20 protein-coding genes and 1 tRNA gene are annotated in these 17,892 nt (G+C 52.6%); 11 read left to right on the forward strand and 10 right to left on the reverse strand.

The window, feature by feature from the left end:
• Positions 1–81: 81 nt before the first annotated feature.
• A complete protein-coding gene (locus tag ACVV26_RS20090) occupies positions 82–1,296 on the forward strand; it encodes an anaerobic sulfatase maturase (protein WP_474799019.1) in 1,215 nt (404 codons plus the stop codon).
• Between the two features lie 67 nt (positions 1,297–1,363).
• Complete coding sequence (locus tag ACVV26_RS20095) at positions 1,364–1,894, forward strand: lipocalin family protein (RefSeq protein ID WP_474799020.1); 531 nt, start codon at positions 1,364–1,366, stop codon at positions 1,892–1,894.
• Here the strand turns inward: ACVV26_RS20095 and sugE are convergent.
• Positions 1,891–2,208: a quaternary ammonium compound efflux SMR transporter SugE gene (gene sugE / locus ACVV26_RS20100; protein WP_183169828.1), complete on the reverse strand. Its 318-nt coding sequence runs from the start codon at positions 2,206–2,208 to the stop codon at positions 1,891–1,893. The two genes, ACVV26_RS20095 and sugE, sit on opposite strands and share 4 nt — an antisense overlap.
• Before the next feature lie 267 nt (positions 2,209–2,475).
• On the opposite strand from sugE, the gene ACVV26_RS20105 reads away from it, so the two are divergent.
• Entirely contained in the window at positions 2,476–3,069 is a 594-nt protein-coding gene (locus ACVV26_RS20105; protein WP_493341415.1) for a LuxR C-terminal-related transcriptional regulator, read from the forward strand.
• 37 nt (positions 3,070–3,106) lie between these two features.
• Here the strand turns inward: ACVV26_RS20105 and ecnB are convergent, their stop codons facing one another.
• The 3 genes from ecnB to efp all read right to left on the reverse strand — a co-directional run bounded on the left by ecnB (position 3,107) and on the right by efp (position 4,117).
• A complete protein-coding gene (gene ecnB / locus ACVV26_RS20110) occupies positions 3,107–3,253 on the reverse strand; it encodes a lipoprotein toxin entericidin B (protein ID WP_002434063.1) in 147 nt (48 codons plus the stop codon).
• Between the two features lie 103 nt (positions 3,254–3,356).
• On the reverse strand, positions 3,357–3,479 hold the full coding sequence (locus tag ACVV26_RS20115) for an entericidin A/B family lipoprotein (RefSeq protein WP_409515038.1): 123 nt from the start codon (positions 3,477–3,479) through the stop codon (positions 3,357–3,359).
• A 71-nt stretch (positions 3,480–3,550) separates the two neighbouring features.
• Complete coding sequence (efp, locus tag ACVV26_RS20120) at positions 3,551–4,117, reverse strand: elongation factor P (RefSeq protein WP_312982260.1); 567 nt, start codon at positions 4,115–4,117, stop codon at positions 3,551–3,553.
• A 41-nt stretch (positions 4,118–4,158) separates the two neighbouring features.
• Here efp and epmB point away from each other — a divergent pair, with 41 nt between their 5' ends.
• Complete coding sequence (gene epmB / locus ACVV26_RS20125) at positions 4,159–5,187, forward strand: EF-P beta-lysylation protein EpmB (RefSeq protein WP_474799022.1); 1,029 nt, start codon at positions 4,159–4,161, stop codon at positions 5,185–5,187.
• A gap of 131 nt (positions 5,188–5,318) precedes the next feature.
• Positions 5,319–6,143: a YjeJ family protein gene (gene yjeJ / locus ACVV26_RS20130; protein WP_474799023.1), complete on the forward strand. Its 825-nt coding sequence runs from the start codon at positions 5,319–5,321 to the stop codon at positions 6,141–6,143.
• A gap of 64 nt (positions 6,144–6,207) precedes the next feature.
• Here yjeJ and ACVV26_RS20135 read toward each other — a convergent pair whose 3' ends face one another.
• The 4 genes from ACVV26_RS20135 to ACVV26_RS20150 all read right to left on the reverse strand — a co-directional run bounded on the left by ACVV26_RS20135 (position 6,208) and on the right by ACVV26_RS20150 (position 9,337).
• Positions 6,208–6,561 (reverse strand): DUF4156 domain-containing protein, encoded by a 354-nt coding sequence (locus ACVV26_RS20135; RefSeq protein ID WP_183169834.1) that lies wholly within the window; start codon positions 6,559–6,561, stop codon positions 6,208–6,210.
• 177 nt (positions 6,562–6,738) lie between these two features.
• Entirely contained in the window at positions 6,739–8,385 is a 1,647-nt protein-coding gene (gene groL / locus ACVV26_RS20140; RefSeq protein WP_474799024.1) for a chaperonin GroEL, read from the reverse strand.
• A 47-nt stretch (positions 8,386–8,432) separates the two neighbouring features.
• Positions 8,433–8,726 carry a co-chaperone GroES gene (locus ACVV26_RS20145; protein WP_125294674.1) on the reverse strand — a complete coding sequence of 98 codons (294 nt, stop codon included), beginning with the start codon at positions 8,724–8,726 and terminating at the stop codon, positions 8,433–8,435.
• A gap of 137 nt (positions 8,727–8,863) precedes the next feature.
• Entirely contained in the window at positions 8,864–9,337 is a 474-nt protein-coding gene (locus tag ACVV26_RS20150) for an FxsA family protein (RefSeq protein WP_474799025.1), read from the reverse strand.
• Between the two features lie 337 nt (positions 9,338–9,674).
• Between ACVV26_RS20150 and aspA the strand changes: the two genes are divergently transcribed.
• The 6 genes from aspA (at position 9,675) to ACVV26_RS20180 (ending at position 15,439) form a co-directional block, all read left to right on the forward strand.
• Positions 9,675–11,111: an aspartate ammonia-lyase gene (gene aspA / locus ACVV26_RS20155; RefSeq protein ID WP_312982252.1), complete on the forward strand. Its 1,437-nt coding sequence runs from the start codon at positions 9,675–9,677 to the stop codon at positions 11,109–11,111.
• Between the two features lie 116 nt (positions 11,112–11,227).
• Positions 11,228–12,529: an anaerobic C4-dicarboxylate transporter gene (locus ACVV26_RS20160; protein ID WP_312982251.1), complete on the forward strand. Its 1,302-nt coding sequence runs from the start codon at positions 11,228–11,230 to the stop codon at positions 12,527–12,529.
• 109 nt (positions 12,530–12,638) lie between these two features.
• A complete protein-coding gene (gene cutA, locus ACVV26_RS20165) occupies positions 12,639–12,962 on the forward strand; it encodes a divalent cation tolerance protein CutA (RefSeq protein WP_474799027.1) in 324 nt (107 codons plus the stop codon).
• Entirely contained in the window at positions 12,938–14,623 is a 1,686-nt protein-coding gene (locus ACVV26_RS20170) for a protein-disulfide reductase DsbD (protein ID WP_474799029.1), read from the forward strand. The genes cutA and ACVV26_RS20170 overlap by 25 nt, the downstream gene beginning before the upstream one ends.
• A gap of 49 nt (positions 14,624–14,672) precedes the next feature.
• The gene (locus ACVV26_RS20175) at positions 14,673–15,248 is read left to right on the forward strand and encodes a transcriptional regulator (protein ID WP_474799030.1); all 576 of its coding nucleotides are present in this window, start codon (positions 14,673–14,675) and stop codon (positions 15,246–15,248) included.
• A gap of 115 nt (positions 15,249–15,363) precedes the next feature.
• Positions 15,364–15,439: transfer RNA gene (locus ACVV26_RS20180), tRNA-Phe, on the forward strand.
• Positions 15,440–15,534: 95 nt separating this feature from the next.
• Here the strand turns inward: ACVV26_RS20180 and ACVV26_RS20185 are convergent.
• Both ACVV26_RS20185 and kduI read right to left on the reverse strand, forming a co-directional pair.
• Complete coding sequence (locus tag ACVV26_RS20185; protein WP_474799031.1) at positions 15,535–16,620, reverse strand: acyltransferase family protein; 1,086 nt, start codon at positions 16,618–16,620, stop codon at positions 15,535–15,537.
• A 195-nt stretch (positions 16,621–16,815) separates the two neighbouring features.
• Positions 16,816–17,652, reverse strand: a complete 837-nt coding sequence (gene kduI / locus ACVV26_RS20190; protein WP_312982242.1) for a 5-dehydro-4-deoxy-D-glucuronate isomerase — start codon at positions 17,650–17,652, stop codon at positions 16,816–16,818.
• Between the last annotated feature and the right edge of the window lie 240 nt (positions 17,653–17,892).

Below are 17,892 nucleotides of genomic sequence, written 5' to 3' on the forward strand. Positions count from 1 at the left end.
CTCACTGTCAATCCCCAATGTCTAAAGGGTGATTAAGATCACTTTCGCGCGTTGGCATTTCTTCTTCAGGACGGGACGATTATGAATAAAGCATTCCACCTTATGGCGAAACCCGTCAGCTACCAGTGCAATATCGCCTGCGATTACTGTTTCTACCTGGAGAAAGAACAGGGCACGCTGAAGCCGAAGAAGGCCGCCCGCCATATGGATGACGATACCCTGCGCCGCTACGTGAAGCAGTACATCGAAGCCAACCCGGCGCAGGAAATAGAATTTACCTGGCAAGGCGGAGAACCAACGCTGGCCGGGCTGGCGTTTTATCAACAAGCGCTGGCGTACCAGAAACAGTACGCGGGCGGCAAAATCATCCGTAACAGTATGCAGACCAACGGCGTGCTGATTGACGAGCAGTGGGCAGAATTTTTGGCGCGTAACCAGTTTCTGGTCGGGTTATCGGTTGACGGTCCCGCCTGGCTTCACGATCGCTATCGCAAAACGCGCGGCGGAAAGTCGGTGTTCGACAAGGTCGTGCAGGCCATGGCGGTGATGCAAAAGCACCGCGTCGAGGTGAACGTGCTGACGGTGGTTAACAACGCCACCGCCGAAGCGCCGCTGGAAATTTATCGGTTTATTACCGAGGAGTTGGGTGCCAGACACGTGCAGTTTATCCCGGCGGTGGAACAGCGCCCGGTTCACGAAAAATACGGCGAGCTGCTGTATCCACAGCAAACCGGCGCGGTGACCGAGTGGTCAGTCAGCGGCGAGCAGTGGGGCGCGTTTATCAATACTGTCTTTGATTACTGGGTGCGTCGCGACGTAGGGCGGGTTTACGTTCAATTGTTTGATAGCGCGCTGGCCGCCTGGCTTGGGGAAAAACCGTCGCTGTGCGTGATGCAATCCACCTGCGGCTTCGGGCTGGTGGTGGAGCAGAACGGCGATATCTACAGCTGTGACCACTATGTGTACCCGGAGCACCGGCTGGGCAACCTGCGCACCGATAATCTGGCCGCGCTGGCGGGCGGCAAGCAGCAGCGTAAGTTCGGGATGATGAAAGCGCAGGTGTCATCGCTGTGCCAGCAATGTGAATGGCGCTTCGCCTGCCACGGCGGCTGTCCGAAACACCGCATCCGCCAGGTGGGTGAACGCTGGCATAACCATCTTTGCGCGGGTTACAAGGCGATGTTCAGCCACATGGATCCGTATATGCGCTTTATGGCCAACCAGATCCGCCATCAGCAGCCACCCGCCGCGATTATGAATGTCGCGGCGATGATTGCCGCAGAGCAAAAATCTTAACGCGCCGCACGGGCGCGTTTTCCGGGACGCAATCTACACTTAGAAAAAAACGTCTAAGGAAATCTCTATGCGCATTCTACCTATTATCACCACTGTCGCCGTCGCGTTTCTGGTTGTTGCCTGTAGCTCCCCGACTCCGCCGAAAGGCGTTACCGTAGTGGAAAACTTTGATGCCAAACGCTATCTGGGCAGATGGTATGAAATCGCCCGCTTCGACCACAGCTTTGAACGCGGTTTAGATCAGGTCACCGCCACGTACAGCACTATGGATGACGGCGGAATTCAGGTTATTAACCGCGGGTTTAACCCCGATCGCGGCATGTGGCAGCAGAGTATTGGTAAAGCGTATTTCACCGGTTCGCCGAATCGCGCGGCGCTGAAAGTGTCGTTCTTTGGGCCGTTCTATGGCGGGTATAATGTGATTGCGCTGGATAAGGATTATCAACATGCGCTGGTTTGCGGGCCGGATCGCGACTATCTGTGGATACTGTCCCGTACGCCAACCATCAGCGACGAGGTGAAACAGCAGATGTTAAGCGCCGCGACCCGGCAGGGCTTCAAAGTTGAAAAGCTGATTTGGGTCAGGCAGAAACCTTAATGGGTACTGAGTTTAAGGCCGATAATCCCCGCCACAATCAGCGCCAGGCTAAGGATACGCGCCGGGCTGGTGGATTCACCTAAGAGTACCATTCCGGTAATGGCGGCCCCGACGGCGCCAATGCCGGTCCATATCGCATAAGCCGTGCCGGTCGGCAGGGTTTTCATCGCCCATGACAGCAGCACAATACTGACGATCATCGCAGTGACGGTAATGATACTTGGAGTTAAGCGGCTAAAACCGTGGGTGTACTTCAGGCCAACCGCCCACACCACTTCCAGCAGGCCAGCAATCAGTAGAATAATCCAGGACATAACGGTCTCCATAGTGCGGGGCCGTCCCCTGTTGAACAAACGCTAACGGGTCGTCCCGTCAGGTATCGATAAGAGTGGCATATCATCCTCATCCGCGCCGCCAAAATCAACTTCTTTACTTTACGTTACGTTATCTCCCTCATTTAACGCCAGAATTAGCGGAGTATCTCAGCGTAACTCGCGGGTTAATTTTTAGGATTATTCTTTATTATTAGCTGACGCGTCCAGGAGGCTAGTACATAGCCGCAGAGTATTCAGAAATCATGTATGCCTAAAATTTTAGTGATAGACCGTTGTTACTACAGCCGTACAGGTTTGGCCCAACTCATTAGCGAATCTGCGTTATCCACAGACGTTGTTCACACAGACGATCTGTTGCGGGCCAGGGAGTACATGAAATGGAAACCCGATATCGTTATTGCCGATTTCTACGGTTTCTTACACGACTTGCACCATATCGATCAGCTCTCATCCATTTTTGCCGCCAGCTCTGCCAAAACCCGTTTTATTTTGCTGCCTTCCGCGCGATCGACGCAGTTAGAGAACTATTGCGCCACCCAGGATATCTGGTTCAGCGCCGATAAGTCCTGTTCGCTGGAAGCGCTGGATGAAGCGCTGCAAAATGCCCTGACCCGCACGCATGCCAAAGTTGATACCCGGCACATCGCCTCGCTGCTAACACTACGCGAAGAGCAGATCCTGCAACTGTGGAAAAAAGGGGACAGTAACGAGAGTATTGCCGAATGCATGCAAATCACCGTGAAGACGGTCTACACCTACAAACGCAATATTCGAATGAAGCTGGGCGCGGATAATCGCTTTACGCTATTTCGCCGTGGGACAGAACTGGCAGAAATATAACGGCACGGCAGCAGATGCGCCGCGCCGTCTTGCCGTCTTACTGCTGTGCTTTGGTTGCTGCGCCAGAAATGGCGCTACCGCCATCCTGAATATCTTCACCAACGCCGCGGGTGGTGTTACAGGCAGTCAGCAGTGATGAAAGGACCACTAATGAAAAGAACGCAGCAATTGTTTTCTTGATCATAACCTTATCCTTTAATAGCCAATGTTTTTGTGTATAGCTACTTAAGCATAGCCAAAAACCTGGGAAGTAAAGGTTAAGTAAAGATTTTTAGGAGAATTAGAGATTACTTCGCCGCGCGCTCAATAGCGCCGCCAAGATGCTGAATGTCTTCGCCGAATCCACGCGCCGTATTACAGCCGCTCAACAATAGCGAGAGAAGAAAGGTCACAAGCAGAGGTTTAAAAATACGGTTCACGTTCGATAGCTTCCTGCAAACGGCGGCGTGGAGAAAACCACGCCGCGAACCAGACGTAAAATTTACTTCACGCGGGATACGTATTCGCCTGAGCGGGTATCCACTTTGATCACTTCACCAATCTGCACAAACAACGGCACTTTAACCACCGCGCCGGTGCTCAGCGTTGCAGGCTTGCCGCCGGTACCTGCGGTATCGCCTTTCAGGCCTGGATCGGTATCAACGATTTCCAGTTCAACGAAGTTCGGCGGCTGCACAGCAATCGGACGGCCGTTCCACAGCGTGACAATGCACTCAGCCTGATCCAGCAGCCACTTGGCGTTGTCGCCAATCGCCTTCTCATCCGCCGCTAACTGCTCGAAGGTTTCGTTATTCATGAAATGATAGAACTCACCGTCGTTGTACAGGTAAGTCAGGTTCATATCGACTACGTCTGCGCCTTCAGCAGAGTCAGTAGATTTAAAGGTTTTTTCTACGCGGGAGCCGGTCAGCAGACGGCGCAGCTTAACGCGCGCAAAAGCCTGACCTTTACCCGGTTTAACGAATTCGCTGGATTCTACGGCGTAGGGTTCGCCGTCCATCATGATTTTAAGACCGGCACGAAAATCGTTGCTAGAATAAGTCGCCATAAGGCCCTCTGAATATGTTAACTGGTAGCTTAGCCAAAAAAATGGCAGACATTGTAACCCTAAACCCCCCTTCCAGAGAAGATTGGTTAGCGCAACTCGCCGATGTTATAACCGATCCTGACGAGCTTCTGCATGTTTTAAATCTGGAAGACGAAAAAGATCTCCTCGCGGGGCGTGAAGCAAGACGGCTTTTTGCTCTGCGCGTGCCGCGTGCTTTCGTGGCGCGCATGGAAAAAGGCAACCCCAACGACCCCTTGTTGCGGCAGGTTTTAACCTCGCGCGAAGAGTTCATCATGGCGCCAGGGTTTTCCACCGATCCCCTTGAAGAACAACACAGCGTGGTGCCAGGCCTGCTGCACAAGTACCACAATCGCGCGCTGCTGCTGGTGAAAGGCGGCTGCGCGGTTAACTGCCGCTACTGTTTCCGCCGCCATTTCCCCTATGCCGAAAACCAGGGGAACAAACGCAACTGGCAGGCCGCGCTGGATTACATCGCCGCGCATCCTGAGCTGGATGAAATTATTTTTTCCGGCGGCGATCCGCTGATGGCAAAAGATCATGAACTTGACTGGCTTATCACCCAGCTTGAAAGCATTGCCCATATCAAACGGCTGCGTATTCATAGCCGCCTGCCGATTGTGATCCCGGCACGCATCACCGACGCGCTAACGGCGCGCTTTGACCAATCTCACCTGCAAATACTCCTGGTGAACCACATCAATCATGCCAATGAGATTGATGAGGCGTTTCGCGCGGCGATGGCGCAACTGCGTCGGGCAGGCGTGACGTTGCTCAACCAGAGTGTGCTGTTGCGTGGGGTGAATGACGATGCGCATACGCTGGCGGCGCTCAGTAACGCGCTGTTTGATGCAGGCGTGATGCCCTATTACCTTCATGTGCTGGATCATGTACAGGGCGCGGCGCATTTTCTGGTCAGCGATGACGACGCCCGCAACATCATGCGCGAACTGCTGACGCTGGTTTCGGGTTATATGGTGCCGAAACTGGCGCGTGAAATTGGCGGTGAGCCCAGCAAAACACCGCTGGATTTACAGTTACGACAGCGTTAATACCCGGCGCGGAAATAAATCTGGAAACGGATTATTTCCACGCACAGGGATATGCTAGCTTCTCAAAACTATTAATCAAATTTCTCCCGGTGCTGTAGCCATAGCCCGGGGTAATTATTTTGAGAGTCACTATGCCAGCCATGATTAAAGGAATTAATTCAGGCGTTATTTGCCACAATAAACAGTTTGTTTCTCTGGCGTTAAAAATACGCCGTACCGACGAGACGGAAAACCTTTTTTTATTTTCACTCCCGCAATTAAAAGATTTACTGCATGTACTTGAGAGCCGGGCCGAGTCTTTTAAGCAACCGCAGGAAAGCAGTCAACCTGAGATGCTGCGCTATGCGCCCGCTCTACATCAAGAAGAATTGAAAGCGGCGAACGAGGCCTCGCGCGTTGCGGCAATCAGCGCGGAGGTTAACGCATTCGGCGTTGAACTGGAAATCGTTTCCCGGACGGCTGAAAAAGTCTCTCTGGTTATTAATGATAATCAGGTCGATGTGATTATCCGTGCAATTATCTTCGCAATTAGTAACGCAGGCTTTAAAAATATTTTATTAACCGTCTCTTCAATGCTCGATTTTATTGCGTTGTATGATATGGATTTATTAAAAGACGGCGAGATGGAATATGACAGCTATAATCCACAGTCCTGGAAATTGTCACTCTTCAATCGATATTTACTGGTGATTTATAAATATCAGCAGAATACCGAACATGACGGTTACTGCGGCGCGGTAATTAAAACCAATGTGATGTCTGGCTCGCAGGAAGTACAGGGCATTGCTCAACGCGCGATGAAGTTTAGCCGCCGGTTAAGAAAGATCGCCGATCGTCCCTGCAAGATATTTTGTAGTGAAATAACATCGTCAGGCAGTGAGCTGACAAAACAGGAGTGCCTGGATTCACTGCATCGTCTGTGTGTCGCCGCACTTCGCGACCCGGCAAAACACTAACGTTTCCGGCATACAAAAGGGAACGCATTCCCTTTTGTATCGCATCAGGTCCGGGCTAATTTGATCAGTTCGGGCACTTATAGACCTGGCCGACCATTTTACTGGCGGTAGGAACAAAGCTTGAAAGCAGGTTCTGGCCAGGGCTGGATACCCCATACAGCACGTTGCCACCCATCGCAGCCGCATTATTACGTAATTCGTTAGCCGCGCCGCGCATAGAGCCGCCCTCTTCGCCATGCTGGCCAGACAGCCAGTTGCTTTGCTCGCCCGTGGCAGTACCCAGCAACTGGCACTCCGCACCGGGTTTATCTTCTACAAAACGAACGTTTTGACCACCGCTCGATAACTGATTACCCGTGCTGCATCCTGCAAGCAGCAGCGCCGCCGCAACCATTCCCGCTGAGACTGTAATGCGCATGTTATTCCTCGTTATTGGTAGACTGGGACAACTCTTATCCGTAAGACCTTATACTAAAAACATGAACAAAAGAAAAACCCCCAGCCATTTCTGACTGGGGGTTTCACATTTTAAGCGTAATTGCTATTTAATCGACGCCTTCACGCCGCATCCACAGCGTGAAGTATGAAGATTAAATTACATCATACCGCCCATACCGCCCATGCCGCCCATACCACCAGCAGCACCTAAGTCAGGCGCGTCGCTTTTCGGCAGGTCGGTAACCATGCACTCGGTAGTGATCATCAGGCCAGCAACAGAGGCTGCGTACTGCAGAGCGGAACGGGTTACTTTGGTTGGATCCAGGATACCCATTTCGATCATGTTGCCGTACTCTTCGGTGGCCGCGTTGTAACCGTAGTTACCGTCGCCCGCTTTCACGGTGTTAGCCACAACTGACGGCTCTTCGCCGCAGTTCAGCACGATCTGACGCAGCGGTGCTTCCATTGCGCGCAGCGCAACTTTGATACCCACGTTCTGGTCTTCGTTCGCGCCACGCAGCTCGCCCAGTTTGGACGCTACGCGGATCAGCGCAACGCCGCCGCCAGCAACCACGCCTTCTTCAACCGCAGCACGGGTGGCGTGCAGGGCATCTTCAACGCGTGCTTTTTTCTCTTTCATTTCAACTTCAGTCGCTGCGCCTACTTTGATTACCGCAACGCCGCCAGCCAGTTTGGCTACGCGCTCTTGCAGTTTTTCACGGTCGTAGTCAGACGTCGCTTCTTCGATCTGCTGACGAATCTGGGTCACACGGCCCTGGATTGCAGATTCTTCACCCACGCCATCAATGATGGTGGTGGTGTCTTTGTTGATCACGATACGTTTAGCCTGGCCCAGGTCTTCCAGGGTGGCTTTTTCCAGTTCCATACCGATCTCTTCAGAGATAACGGTACCGCCAGTCAGGATAGCGATATCCTGCAGCATCGCTTTACGACGGTCGCCGAAGCCCGGTGCTTTCACCGCAGCCACTTTCACGATACCGCGCATGGTGTTCACCACCAGGGTCGCCAGCGCTTCGCCTTCCACATCTTCAGCGATGATCAGCAGCGGTTTGCCTGCTTTAGCAACGGCTTCCAGAACCGGCAGCATTTCGCGGATGTTGGAGATTTTCTTGTCAGCCAGCAGGATGAACGGGCTTTCCAGCTCGATAGAACCGGTTTCCGGCTTGTTGATGAAGTACGGAGACAGGTAGCCACGATCGAACTGCATACCTTCTACCACGTCCAGCTCGTCCTGCAGGCCGGTGCCTTCTTCAACGGTGATAACGCCTTCTTTACCCACTTTTTCCATCGCCTGGGCAATCAGGGTGCCCACGGTTTCGTCGGAGTTAGCGGAGATAGTACCTACCTGCGCGATAGCTTTAGAGTCAGAGCACGGTACAGACAGCGCTTTCAGCTCTTCAACTGCAGACAGAACGGCTTTGTCGATACCACGTTTCAGGTCCATCGGGTTCATGCCCGCAGCCACCGCTTTCAGGCCTTCAGTAATGATGGACTGCGCCAGTACGGTTGCGGTGGTGGTGCCGTCGCCCGCAGCGTCGTTCGCTTTAGAGGCCACTTCTTTCACCATCTGCGCACCCATGTTTTCGAACTTGTCTTCCAGCTCGATTTCACGCGCAACGGACACGCCGTCTTTGGTGATGGTCGGTGCACCGAAAGATTTATCCAGAACCACGTTACGGCCTTTCGGGCCCAGGGTCACTTTCACTGCATCTGCCAGTACGTTTACGCCACGCAGCATTTTTACACGGGCGTCGTTACCGAATTTTACGTCTTTAGCTGCCATTGTTTCTTTCCCTTAAATTCGTTCGTTCAGTGAGTTAACGCGTGTAATTACGCTTCAACAATTGCCAGAATGTCGCTTTCAGACATGATCAACACTTCTTCATTGTCGATCTTCTCTGCTTTCACGCCGTAGCCATCGTTGAAAATCACGATGTCGCCAACTTTCACATCCAGCGGCTTCACTTCGCCATTTTCCAGGATGCGACCATTGCCTACAGCCAGTACTTCGCCACGGGTAGATTTGCCCGCTGCGGAGCCGGTCAGAACGATGCCGCCAGCAGATTTGGTTTCAACTTCTTTGCGCTTGACGATCACACGATCATGCAATGGACGAATATTCATTGAGAGCTCTCCTTTGAGAAAGTCCGTATTAGTTTTCGGGTAACGCCGAAACCCACTGGGTTTCCGGCTGGTGCCCTGAGAGATGGGGTTAGGTTTTCCCCCCTTCAAGGGGGGAAGAAGAAAAAAATTTAACTTTTTTAGCGATCGTCGCGATCGCGGTCTTCGAGGCGGTTCGAAGTATCGTCTTTACGCTGGTACTCGCCGTCGAAAGTCTGACCGCTGTTGCCGCCAGGGCCAAAGCCGCCAGACATTTTGCTAAAGCGCAAATGCGGCATCAGCTTGAGGGTAAGATGCTTTTGTACCGGCGGGAGCAGCAGCAACAGGCCGAGAAAGTCGGTAAAGAAGCCGGGAAGCAACAGCAGGAAACCGGCGATGACCAGCGAGACGCTTTTGATCATTTCTACCGCCGGGCTCTCGCCCGCCGCCATTTTCTGCTGCATCAGCATGAAATTTTTGAATCCCTGATTGCGCACCAGCGACATCCCGATAACCGACGTGAATATCACCAGCACTAGCGTCATAAAGATGCCGAACACATGGGCAACCTGGATGAAAATCGAAATCTCAATGTAAACGTAGAGAAAAAAAGCAATAAAAGGTAACCAACGCACAGTGTTCTCCTGTGAATAAAACAGGCGCTGACGCGCCTGTAGGAATAAGTTTGCTCACGCATCATCAGGAAATGGCGACGCCATCGCCAGTTTTCAATCGGATTGCCGAGACATTTTTTTTAGAAATTGTTAACCGGTGACCTATTTCACAGATTAATAAATGTAATGCAACAACGCCCATAATAAGTGATCCAGATTACGGCTTTTCGCGGATAACAGCATATGATCATGGGTATCAGACCGAATAAGGAGATATTTGTCGGTCGTTAATCCTCCATAACCACATATATTCTGTGAGTTTGGTAAAACATTCGTCAGCTTGAGAAAGAAGGTTCACATGTTAAACAACATTCGTATCGAAGAAGACTTGTTGGGTACCAGGGAAGTTCCAGCGGAGGCCTATTACGGCGTACATACTCTGAGAGCGATTGAAAACTTTTACATCAGCAACAGCAAAATCAGCGACATACCGGAATTCGTTCGCGGAATGGTGATGGTGAAGAAGGCGGCCGCAATGGCCAACAAAGAGTTGCAAACCATTCCTAAAAGTATTGCGAACACCATCATCGCTGCTTGTGATGAAGTGCTGAACAACGGGAAATGCATGGATCAATTCCCGGTAGACGTTTACCAGGGCGGCGCAGGCACCTCTGTAAACATGAATACCAACGAAGTGCTGGCGAACATTGGCCTGGAACTGATGGGACATCAGAAAGGCGAGTACCAGTACCTCAATCCAAACGACCACGTTAACAAATGCCAGTCCACTAACGACGCCTACCCGACCGGCTTCCGCATCGCGGTTTACGCCTCCATCGTTAAATTAGTAGACGCGATCAACCAGTTGGGCGATGGATTCCAGCGCAAAGCCGTTGAGTTCGAAACCATCCTGAAAATGGGCCGCACCCAGTTGCAGGACGCGGTGCCGATGACCCTCGGCCAGGAATTCCATGCGTTTAACGTGCTGCTGAACGAAGAAACTAAAAACCTGCTGCGTACCTCAGAACTGCTGCTGGAAGTGAACCTCGGCGCAACCGCCATCGGTACTCGCCTGAATACCCCGGACGGCTACCAGCATCTGGCGGTACAGAAACTGGCTGAAGTGTCTAACCTACCGGTGGTTCCTGCGGAAGACCTGATTGAAGCCACTTCCGACTGCGGCGCCTACGTAATGGTACACAGCGCCCTGAAACGTCTGGCGGTCAAACTCTCTAAAATCTGTAATGACCTGCGTCTGCTGTCTTCCGGTCCACGCGCGGGCCTGAATGAAATCAACCTGCCGGAACTGCAAGCCGGTTCTTCCATCATGCCGGCGAAAGTGAACCCGGTTGTGCCGGAAGTGGTTAACCAAGTGTGCTTCAAAGTGATTGGTAACGACACCTGCGTAACGATGGCGTCTGAAGCCGGTCAGTTGCAGCTAAACGTGATGGAGCCGGTAATTGGCGAAGCCATGTTTGAGTCAATTCACATTCTGACTAACGCCTGCTACAACCTGCTGGAAAAATGCGTTAACGGTATCACCGCAAACAAAGAAGTCTGTGAAAGCTACGTTTATAACTCAATCGGTATCGTCACCTACCTGAACCCGTTTATCGGCCACCACAACGGCGATATTGTCGGGAAAATCTGTGCCGAAACCGGTAAGAGCGTGCGCGAAGTCGTCCTTGAACGTGGTCTGCTCACTGAAGCAGAGCTTGACGATATTTTTTCCGTGAATAATCTGATGCACCCGGCTTATAAGGCAAAACGTTACACCGATGAAAGCGAACAGTAATAGTTCTTCGTAATACTGCGAAAGGCACGTCACTTGTGACGTGCCTTTTTCGTTTCTGGCGGATACTAAAATACAACAACTTATTATCAACTCGTTAAAATACAAGGAAGCGCATTATGTTTGGTGCTGAACTCGTCATAGTCCTTTTGGCGATCTACCTCGGTGCCCGGCTCGGCGGCATAGGCATTGGCTTTGCTGGCGGTCTGGGCGTTCTGGTATTGACCCTGATGTTTCAAATTAAACCCGGGGCAATCCCGTTTGACGTTATCGAGATCATCATGGCGGTTATCGCCGCTATCGCTGCAATGCAGGTTGCCGGCGGGATGGATTACCTCGTGAGTCTTGCGGAAAAACTGCTTCGCCGTCATCCAAAATACATTACCTTCCTTGCACCGCTGGTCACCTGGTTTATGACCATCCTGGCAGGGACCGGCCATACCGCGTTCTCCACCATGCCGGTCATCACCGAAGTGGCGAAAGAACAGGGCATCCGCCCTTCCCGTCCGCTGTCTATCGCCGTTGTCGCTTCGCAAATTGCGATCACCGCGTCGCCGATTTCTGCAGCGGTAGTGTTCTTCGCCGGTATCCTTGAGCCGCTGGGCGTGAGCTATCTGACGCTGCTGGGCATTTGTATTCCGGTGACGCTGGTAGCCGTAATGTTGACTGCCGTACTGTGTAACTTCCTGGGTGCCGAGTTGAAAGACGATCCGGTTTACCAGGAGCGTTTAGCCCGTGGCGAAGTCAGCCTGCGCGGCACGCAGGCGTTTGTTATCAAACCGCACGCCAAACGCGCTGTGATGCTGTTCCTGATCGGTATTGTGGCCGTTATGCTGTATGCCACCGCCATCAGCCCGACCGTGGGCCTGATCGCGAATCCGGTGCTGCCGCGTAACGAAGCGATCGTAGTATTCATGCTTACCGTGGCGACCCTGATCTGCCTGACCTGCAAAATCAACACCGGCGACATCCTCAACGCAGGGACGTTTAAATCCGGTATGAGCGCCTGTATTTGCGTGCTGGGCGTGGCGTGGCTGGGCGATACCTTCGTTAAACATCACATTGAAGACATCCAGGCTGTGGCGGGCGACCTGCTGAACAGCTACCCGTGGCTGCTGGCGGTGGTGCTATTCTTCGCGGCTACCCTGCTCTACTCCCAGGCGGCGACCACCAAAGCCCTGATGCCGGCTGCGCTGATGCTGGGCGTTAGCCCGCTCACCGCTGTTGCCTCTTTCGCTGCGGTTTCCGCGCTGTTCGTGCTGCCGACTTACCCGACGCTGCTGGCGGCAGTCGAAATGGACGACACCGGCTCAACCCGTATCGGTAAATACGTGTTTAACCACGCCTTCCTGATCCCGGGCGTTGTTGCCATCGCGCTGTGCGTGATCCTCGGCTTTATCGTGGGCGGTATGGTGCTGTAATCATAACCCTTGTCATCAAAAGTAAATACGGGCCGCATCGCGGCCCGTTTCATTATCCCTGCCCCTTGCCCGTGATATAGTGCCTGCTTTCACTGAGACGAGGATGATTATGACCACGCCCACCGCTGTCGTAGTACTCTGCACCGCCCCGGATGAAGCCACCGCACAAGAACTGGCGACAAAAGTTTTGAGCGAAAAACTCGCCGCCTGCGTCACGCTACTGCCTGGCGCCTCGTCGCTCTATTACTGGGAAGGGAAGCTCGAGCAGGAGTATGAAGTGCAAATGCTGCTGAAAAGCGATACCCAGCGTCAGGACGCGCTGCTGGCGTGTCTGAAGTCCCATCATCCTTACCAGACACCTGAATTACTGGTTTTGCCAGTGCTCCACGGAGAGAGTGATTACCTGTCATGGCTCAACGCATCCTTACGCTAATTCTGCTGTTTTGCAGCACCCAGGTTTACGCCGGATTATTCGATTCCCAGAAAAGCCAGTTTGTCCCGGTGGACAGCGCCTTCGCTTTTGACTTCCAGCAACAGGGCAACAGCCTGGGGCTGAACTGGCAAATTAAATCCGGCTACTATCTTTACCGCCAGCAAATCAGCGTGACGCCTGCCCAGGCCACGGTCGGCGCGTTGGATCTTCCCGCCGGCGAGTGGCATGAAGATGAGTTTTACGGCAAATCTGAAATTTATAAACAACAGTTATCCGTTACGCTGCCGATTACCGAGGCGGCACAGGGCGCGACCCTGCGCGTGACTTACCAGGGCTGCGCCGAAGCGGGCTTCTGTTATCCGCCGGAAACCAAAGTGGTGCCGCTTAATGCGGTCGCGCCAGGTGAATTTGCCCCCGCGCCGGTTACCACGCCACAAGAGAAACCGTCGCAACTCCCCTTCTCTGCACTGTGGGCGTTGTTGATTGGCATCGGCATCGCGTTTACACCTTGCGTTCTGCCGATGTACCCGCTGATCTCCGGCATCGTTTTAGGGGGCAAACAGCGCCTGTCGACGGCGCGCGCGCTGTGGCTGTCATTTGTCTATGTTCAGGGGATGGCGCTCACCTATACGGCACTGGGCCTGATAGTGGCGGCCGCCGGGTTGCAGTTCCAGGCCGCGCTTCAGCATCCCTATATTTTGATTGGTCTGTCGGTGGCGTTTATCGCCCTGGCGCTGTCGATGTTTGGCCTGTACACGCTGCAACTGCCCTCTTCGCTGCAAACGCGCCTGACGCTTATCAGCAACCGTCAACAGGGCGGCTCGCTGGCGGGCGTGTTCAGTATGGGCGCGATTGCCGGGCTGATTTGCTCGCCGTGCACGACGGCACCGCTGAGCGCCATCCTGCTGTATATCGCCCAGAGCGGCAATCTCTGGCTGGGGGGCGGGACGTTATATCTCTACGCGCTGGGCATGGGGCTGCCGCTGATTCTGGTGACCGTGTTCGGCAACCGGCTGTTGCCGAAAAGCGGCCCGTGGATGCAGCAGGTTAAAATCGCGTTTGGTTTTGTGATCCTGGCGCTGCCCGTGTTCCTGCTGGAACGCGTGATTGGCGAGGCCTGGGGATTACGCCTGTGGAGCCTGCTGGGCATCGCGTTCTTCGGCTGGGCGTTTATCACCTCGCTTAACAGCCAAAAAGGCTGGATGCGCGTGGTGCAAATCGTTCTGCTTGGCGCTGCGCTGGTTGCCGCCCGTCCGTTGCAGGACTGGGCGTTCGATACGCCAGTACAGACGGCTCAGGCCCATCTCAATTTTACACGTATTACCGATATTGATTCCCTGAACAGCGCACTGGCGCAGGCGAAAGGGAAACCGGTAATGCTGGATCTGTACGCCGACTGGTGCGTAGCGTGCAAAGAGTTTGAAAAATACACCTTCAGCCATCCTGATGTGCATCGCGCGCTGGAAAACACCGTGCTGCTACAGGCGGACGTTACCCGCAACAGTCCTCAGGATGTGGCCTTGTTAAAACATCTCCAGGTGCTGGGTTTACCGACCATTTTGTTCTTTGATACTAACGGTCAGGAACAACCGCAGCAGCGCGTCACCGGCTTTATGAACGCCGCTGATTTTACCGCGCATTTGCACAATCTGGCCCGGTAAACAACACTTGGGGTGGAAATAACCGTTGGGACGAACGGAGGAGTGAACCGTGCAACGCGAACAAGTACTTGAGCATGCCCTGCATGTGTTAGAAGAAAAGGGGCTTGCCAACACCACGCTGGAGATGGTGGCCGCCAGAGCGAATTATCCCGCTGAGGAGATGGTGCGCTTCTGGCCCGACCGGGAGGCGCTGTTTTATGACGCGTTGCGTCACCTGAATGAGCAGGTTGAAGCCTGGCGCAGGCAACTGCTTCATAATGACGAGCTCAGCATTGAGCAGAAGCTGCTGTACCGCTATCAGGCGCTGACCGAGTGCGTCAGCCAGAACCGCTATCCGGGTTGTCTGTTTATCGCTGCCTGCACTTTTTATCCTGATGCTTCGCACCCGATCCACCAGATTGCCGACCGCCAGAAAAAAGCGGCGCTGGATTACACGCATGCGCTTCTTACGCAACTGGAAGTGGACGACCCAACGATGGTCGCAAAGCAGATGGAGCTGATCCTGGAAGGCTGCCTGAGCCGCCTGCTGGTAAAACGCAGCCAGGCTGATGTGGATACCGCTCGCCATCTGGCGGAAGATATTCTGCGCTTCGCCCAGTGCCGTCTCGGCGGTGCCCTGACGTGAAAACGTTCGCTTTCGCGGATTTTGCATGAAAAGCAGGCAATCAACACAGATTTACCGATTTTTTATGACAAAGCCGTTGACGCCATGCGGCCTTTACGGTTTAATTCGCCCCGTTGCCCGGATAGCTCAGTCGGTAGAGCAGGGGATTGAAAATCCCCGTGTCCTTGGTTCGATTCCGAGTCCGGGCACCACTATTTAAAGAACCCGCCCACAAGGCGGGTTTTTGCTTTTCTACATCCTGACAATTTTTTCAAGCGGCAGCCCGAAAAGAGCCGCCGCGCGACAATCAATTCTCTGCCGCTATCACCCGCTTCCCTGCCCCTTTACGCTTCGCATAAAATGGCTGTTCAATGTATCGCCAGGACAGCCAGGCGAGAATCAGTGACAACACCACAGACAGCGCAAAACGCGTCACGCCGGATTCAATCCCTATGCTTTCAAAGCGCTTGCCAATACCGGTATTCATCAACGTATGGATAAGATAAAGCGAAAAGGAGATATTCCCCAACGCTACAAGGCTGCGAGGCACATATTTGCCAATGGCTTTTTCAGCGCCAATAACGCTCATCAGCATAAATACATACACCAGCCCTGAACGCGTTACGCCATGCCCGGTTAGCTGATTATTGCTAAACATCACCACCGCAAGGATGACGCTGCCAATAAAAATTGCAGTCATGAGCCTGGCAGGTGCTTTTTTCAGCAAGGGATACAGCAACCCGAATAACATGCCTTCCAGAAACAGAAAAATCATAGGGTTAGTGATCAACCCCATTAAGGGCGACGCGTAAGGGTAACCTTGTGGAGAAAGCGTAAAAGCATACCCGCTCATCACCGGCAATAAAAACAACGTCAGCAGGAAATAAGACACAATGCCAACCCAGCGCCCCGGCATGATAATCGATAGCCCAGCAATCAAATAAAAATAGATTTCATAATTTAACGTCCAGCGAATGCCATACATTCCCCCGTCATCGACATAAAATGGCGCGTGGTCGGGATAAATTGGCTGAAATAATAGGGCGCTAATTAAATTGGCTAATTTATCAGGATAATGAAAGATACTCATTGCTCCGGATAATAAGAAGGTGATCAGCAAAATAATATAATACGCCGGAAATATCCGTAATAGCCTGCGCTTTAAAAACTGGACAGCACCCGGTATGCCGGTGGGAGTACGCTGCATTGTCAGCGTGATCACAAAGCCGCTAATCAGGAAAAACAGATCGACCCCGGTCGCGCCCCAGCCGAAGAGACGATCGCCGACGCCAGGATAAACGTCGTTAAGATTCCAGCGAAAATGAAAAAGCATAACGCTCAATGCCGCCAGGCCACGAAGCGCCTGGAGACCTCTCAGTTCAGATGCGTTCATAAATTTAACTTAAGTTAATTAATTACTTAGAAGAGAATAATCGTGAGCGCTGCTTATATCAGTTGGCAGAATTAAAACAACTGCGATAAATGATAGGCGGTGATTTGGAAATGAAAAAAGCGTCGGGTGATGGCTCAACCGACGCCCAGAAATGAATTACGGTGCGTTTGTATTAACTATCGAAAAGAAAAGAACTTAACGCAAATCTTTCACCGCAACGTGGTCCATGTCGTCGAATACCTGGTTCTCACCCACCATACCCCAAATGAAGGTGTACGCTTTGGTGCCTACGCCAGAATGAATTGACCAGCTCGGGGAAATCACCGCCTGCTCATTCTGCATCACAATGTGACGGGTTTCTTGCGGCTGGCCCATCATATGGAATACGCAACTGTTCTCGTCCATGTTGAAGTAGAAATAAACTTCCATACGGCGTTCATGGGTGTGACACGGCATAGTATTCCACAGGTTGCCCGGTGCCAGTTCGGTCAGGCCCATGCTCAACTGGCAGGTTTCCAACACATCCGGCACGAAGTATTTGTTGATGGTGCGGCGGTTGCTGGTCACGTCTTCGCCCAGGGTTACCGGCGCAACATCAGCAGGCGTAACGCGTTTGGTCGGATAAGTCAGGTGCGCCGGTGCACAGTTGTAGTAATAGCGAGCCGGGTTCGCCGGGTCGACGCTTTCGAACACCACTTCCTGCGCGCCTTTACCCACATACAGGCCATCACGATGGTTCATTTCGTAGCAGGTGCCGTCAACGCGGATCAGGCCAGGCCCGCCAATGTTGATCACACCCAGCTCACGACGCTCCAGGAAATAGGTCACACCCAGCTGTTTACCCACTTCGCCGCCTACGCTCACCGTGCGGTTAACCGGCATCACGCCGCCGACAATAATGCGGTCAATATGGCTGTACGTCATGGTGTACTCATCAGCCACGAAAACTTTTTCAATCAAAAACTCTTTACGTAACCCGGCGGTGTCCAGGGTCTTAGCGTGATCGCTATGAATACTTTGGCGTACGTCCATTATGTCTCCTCAGTGACGTTACGGGGGCTAAGAATAACGCCCGTTATTATTAATTCAGCATATTCAACAATAAAAAGTACAAACTCTTTACATTAATTTTCGCTGTTACCGATCTTAACAAAACCAAAAATCAATATTGTGACGAAGATAACTAAAACAACGTTTCATTTCTATTGAATCAATATTCCAATGGATCAATAGTATCACCACTGATTAGCGAGATTCAGATTTTTACTTAAG

This window comes from Atlantibacter sp. MEI4A-1023 (assembly GCF_056155425.1).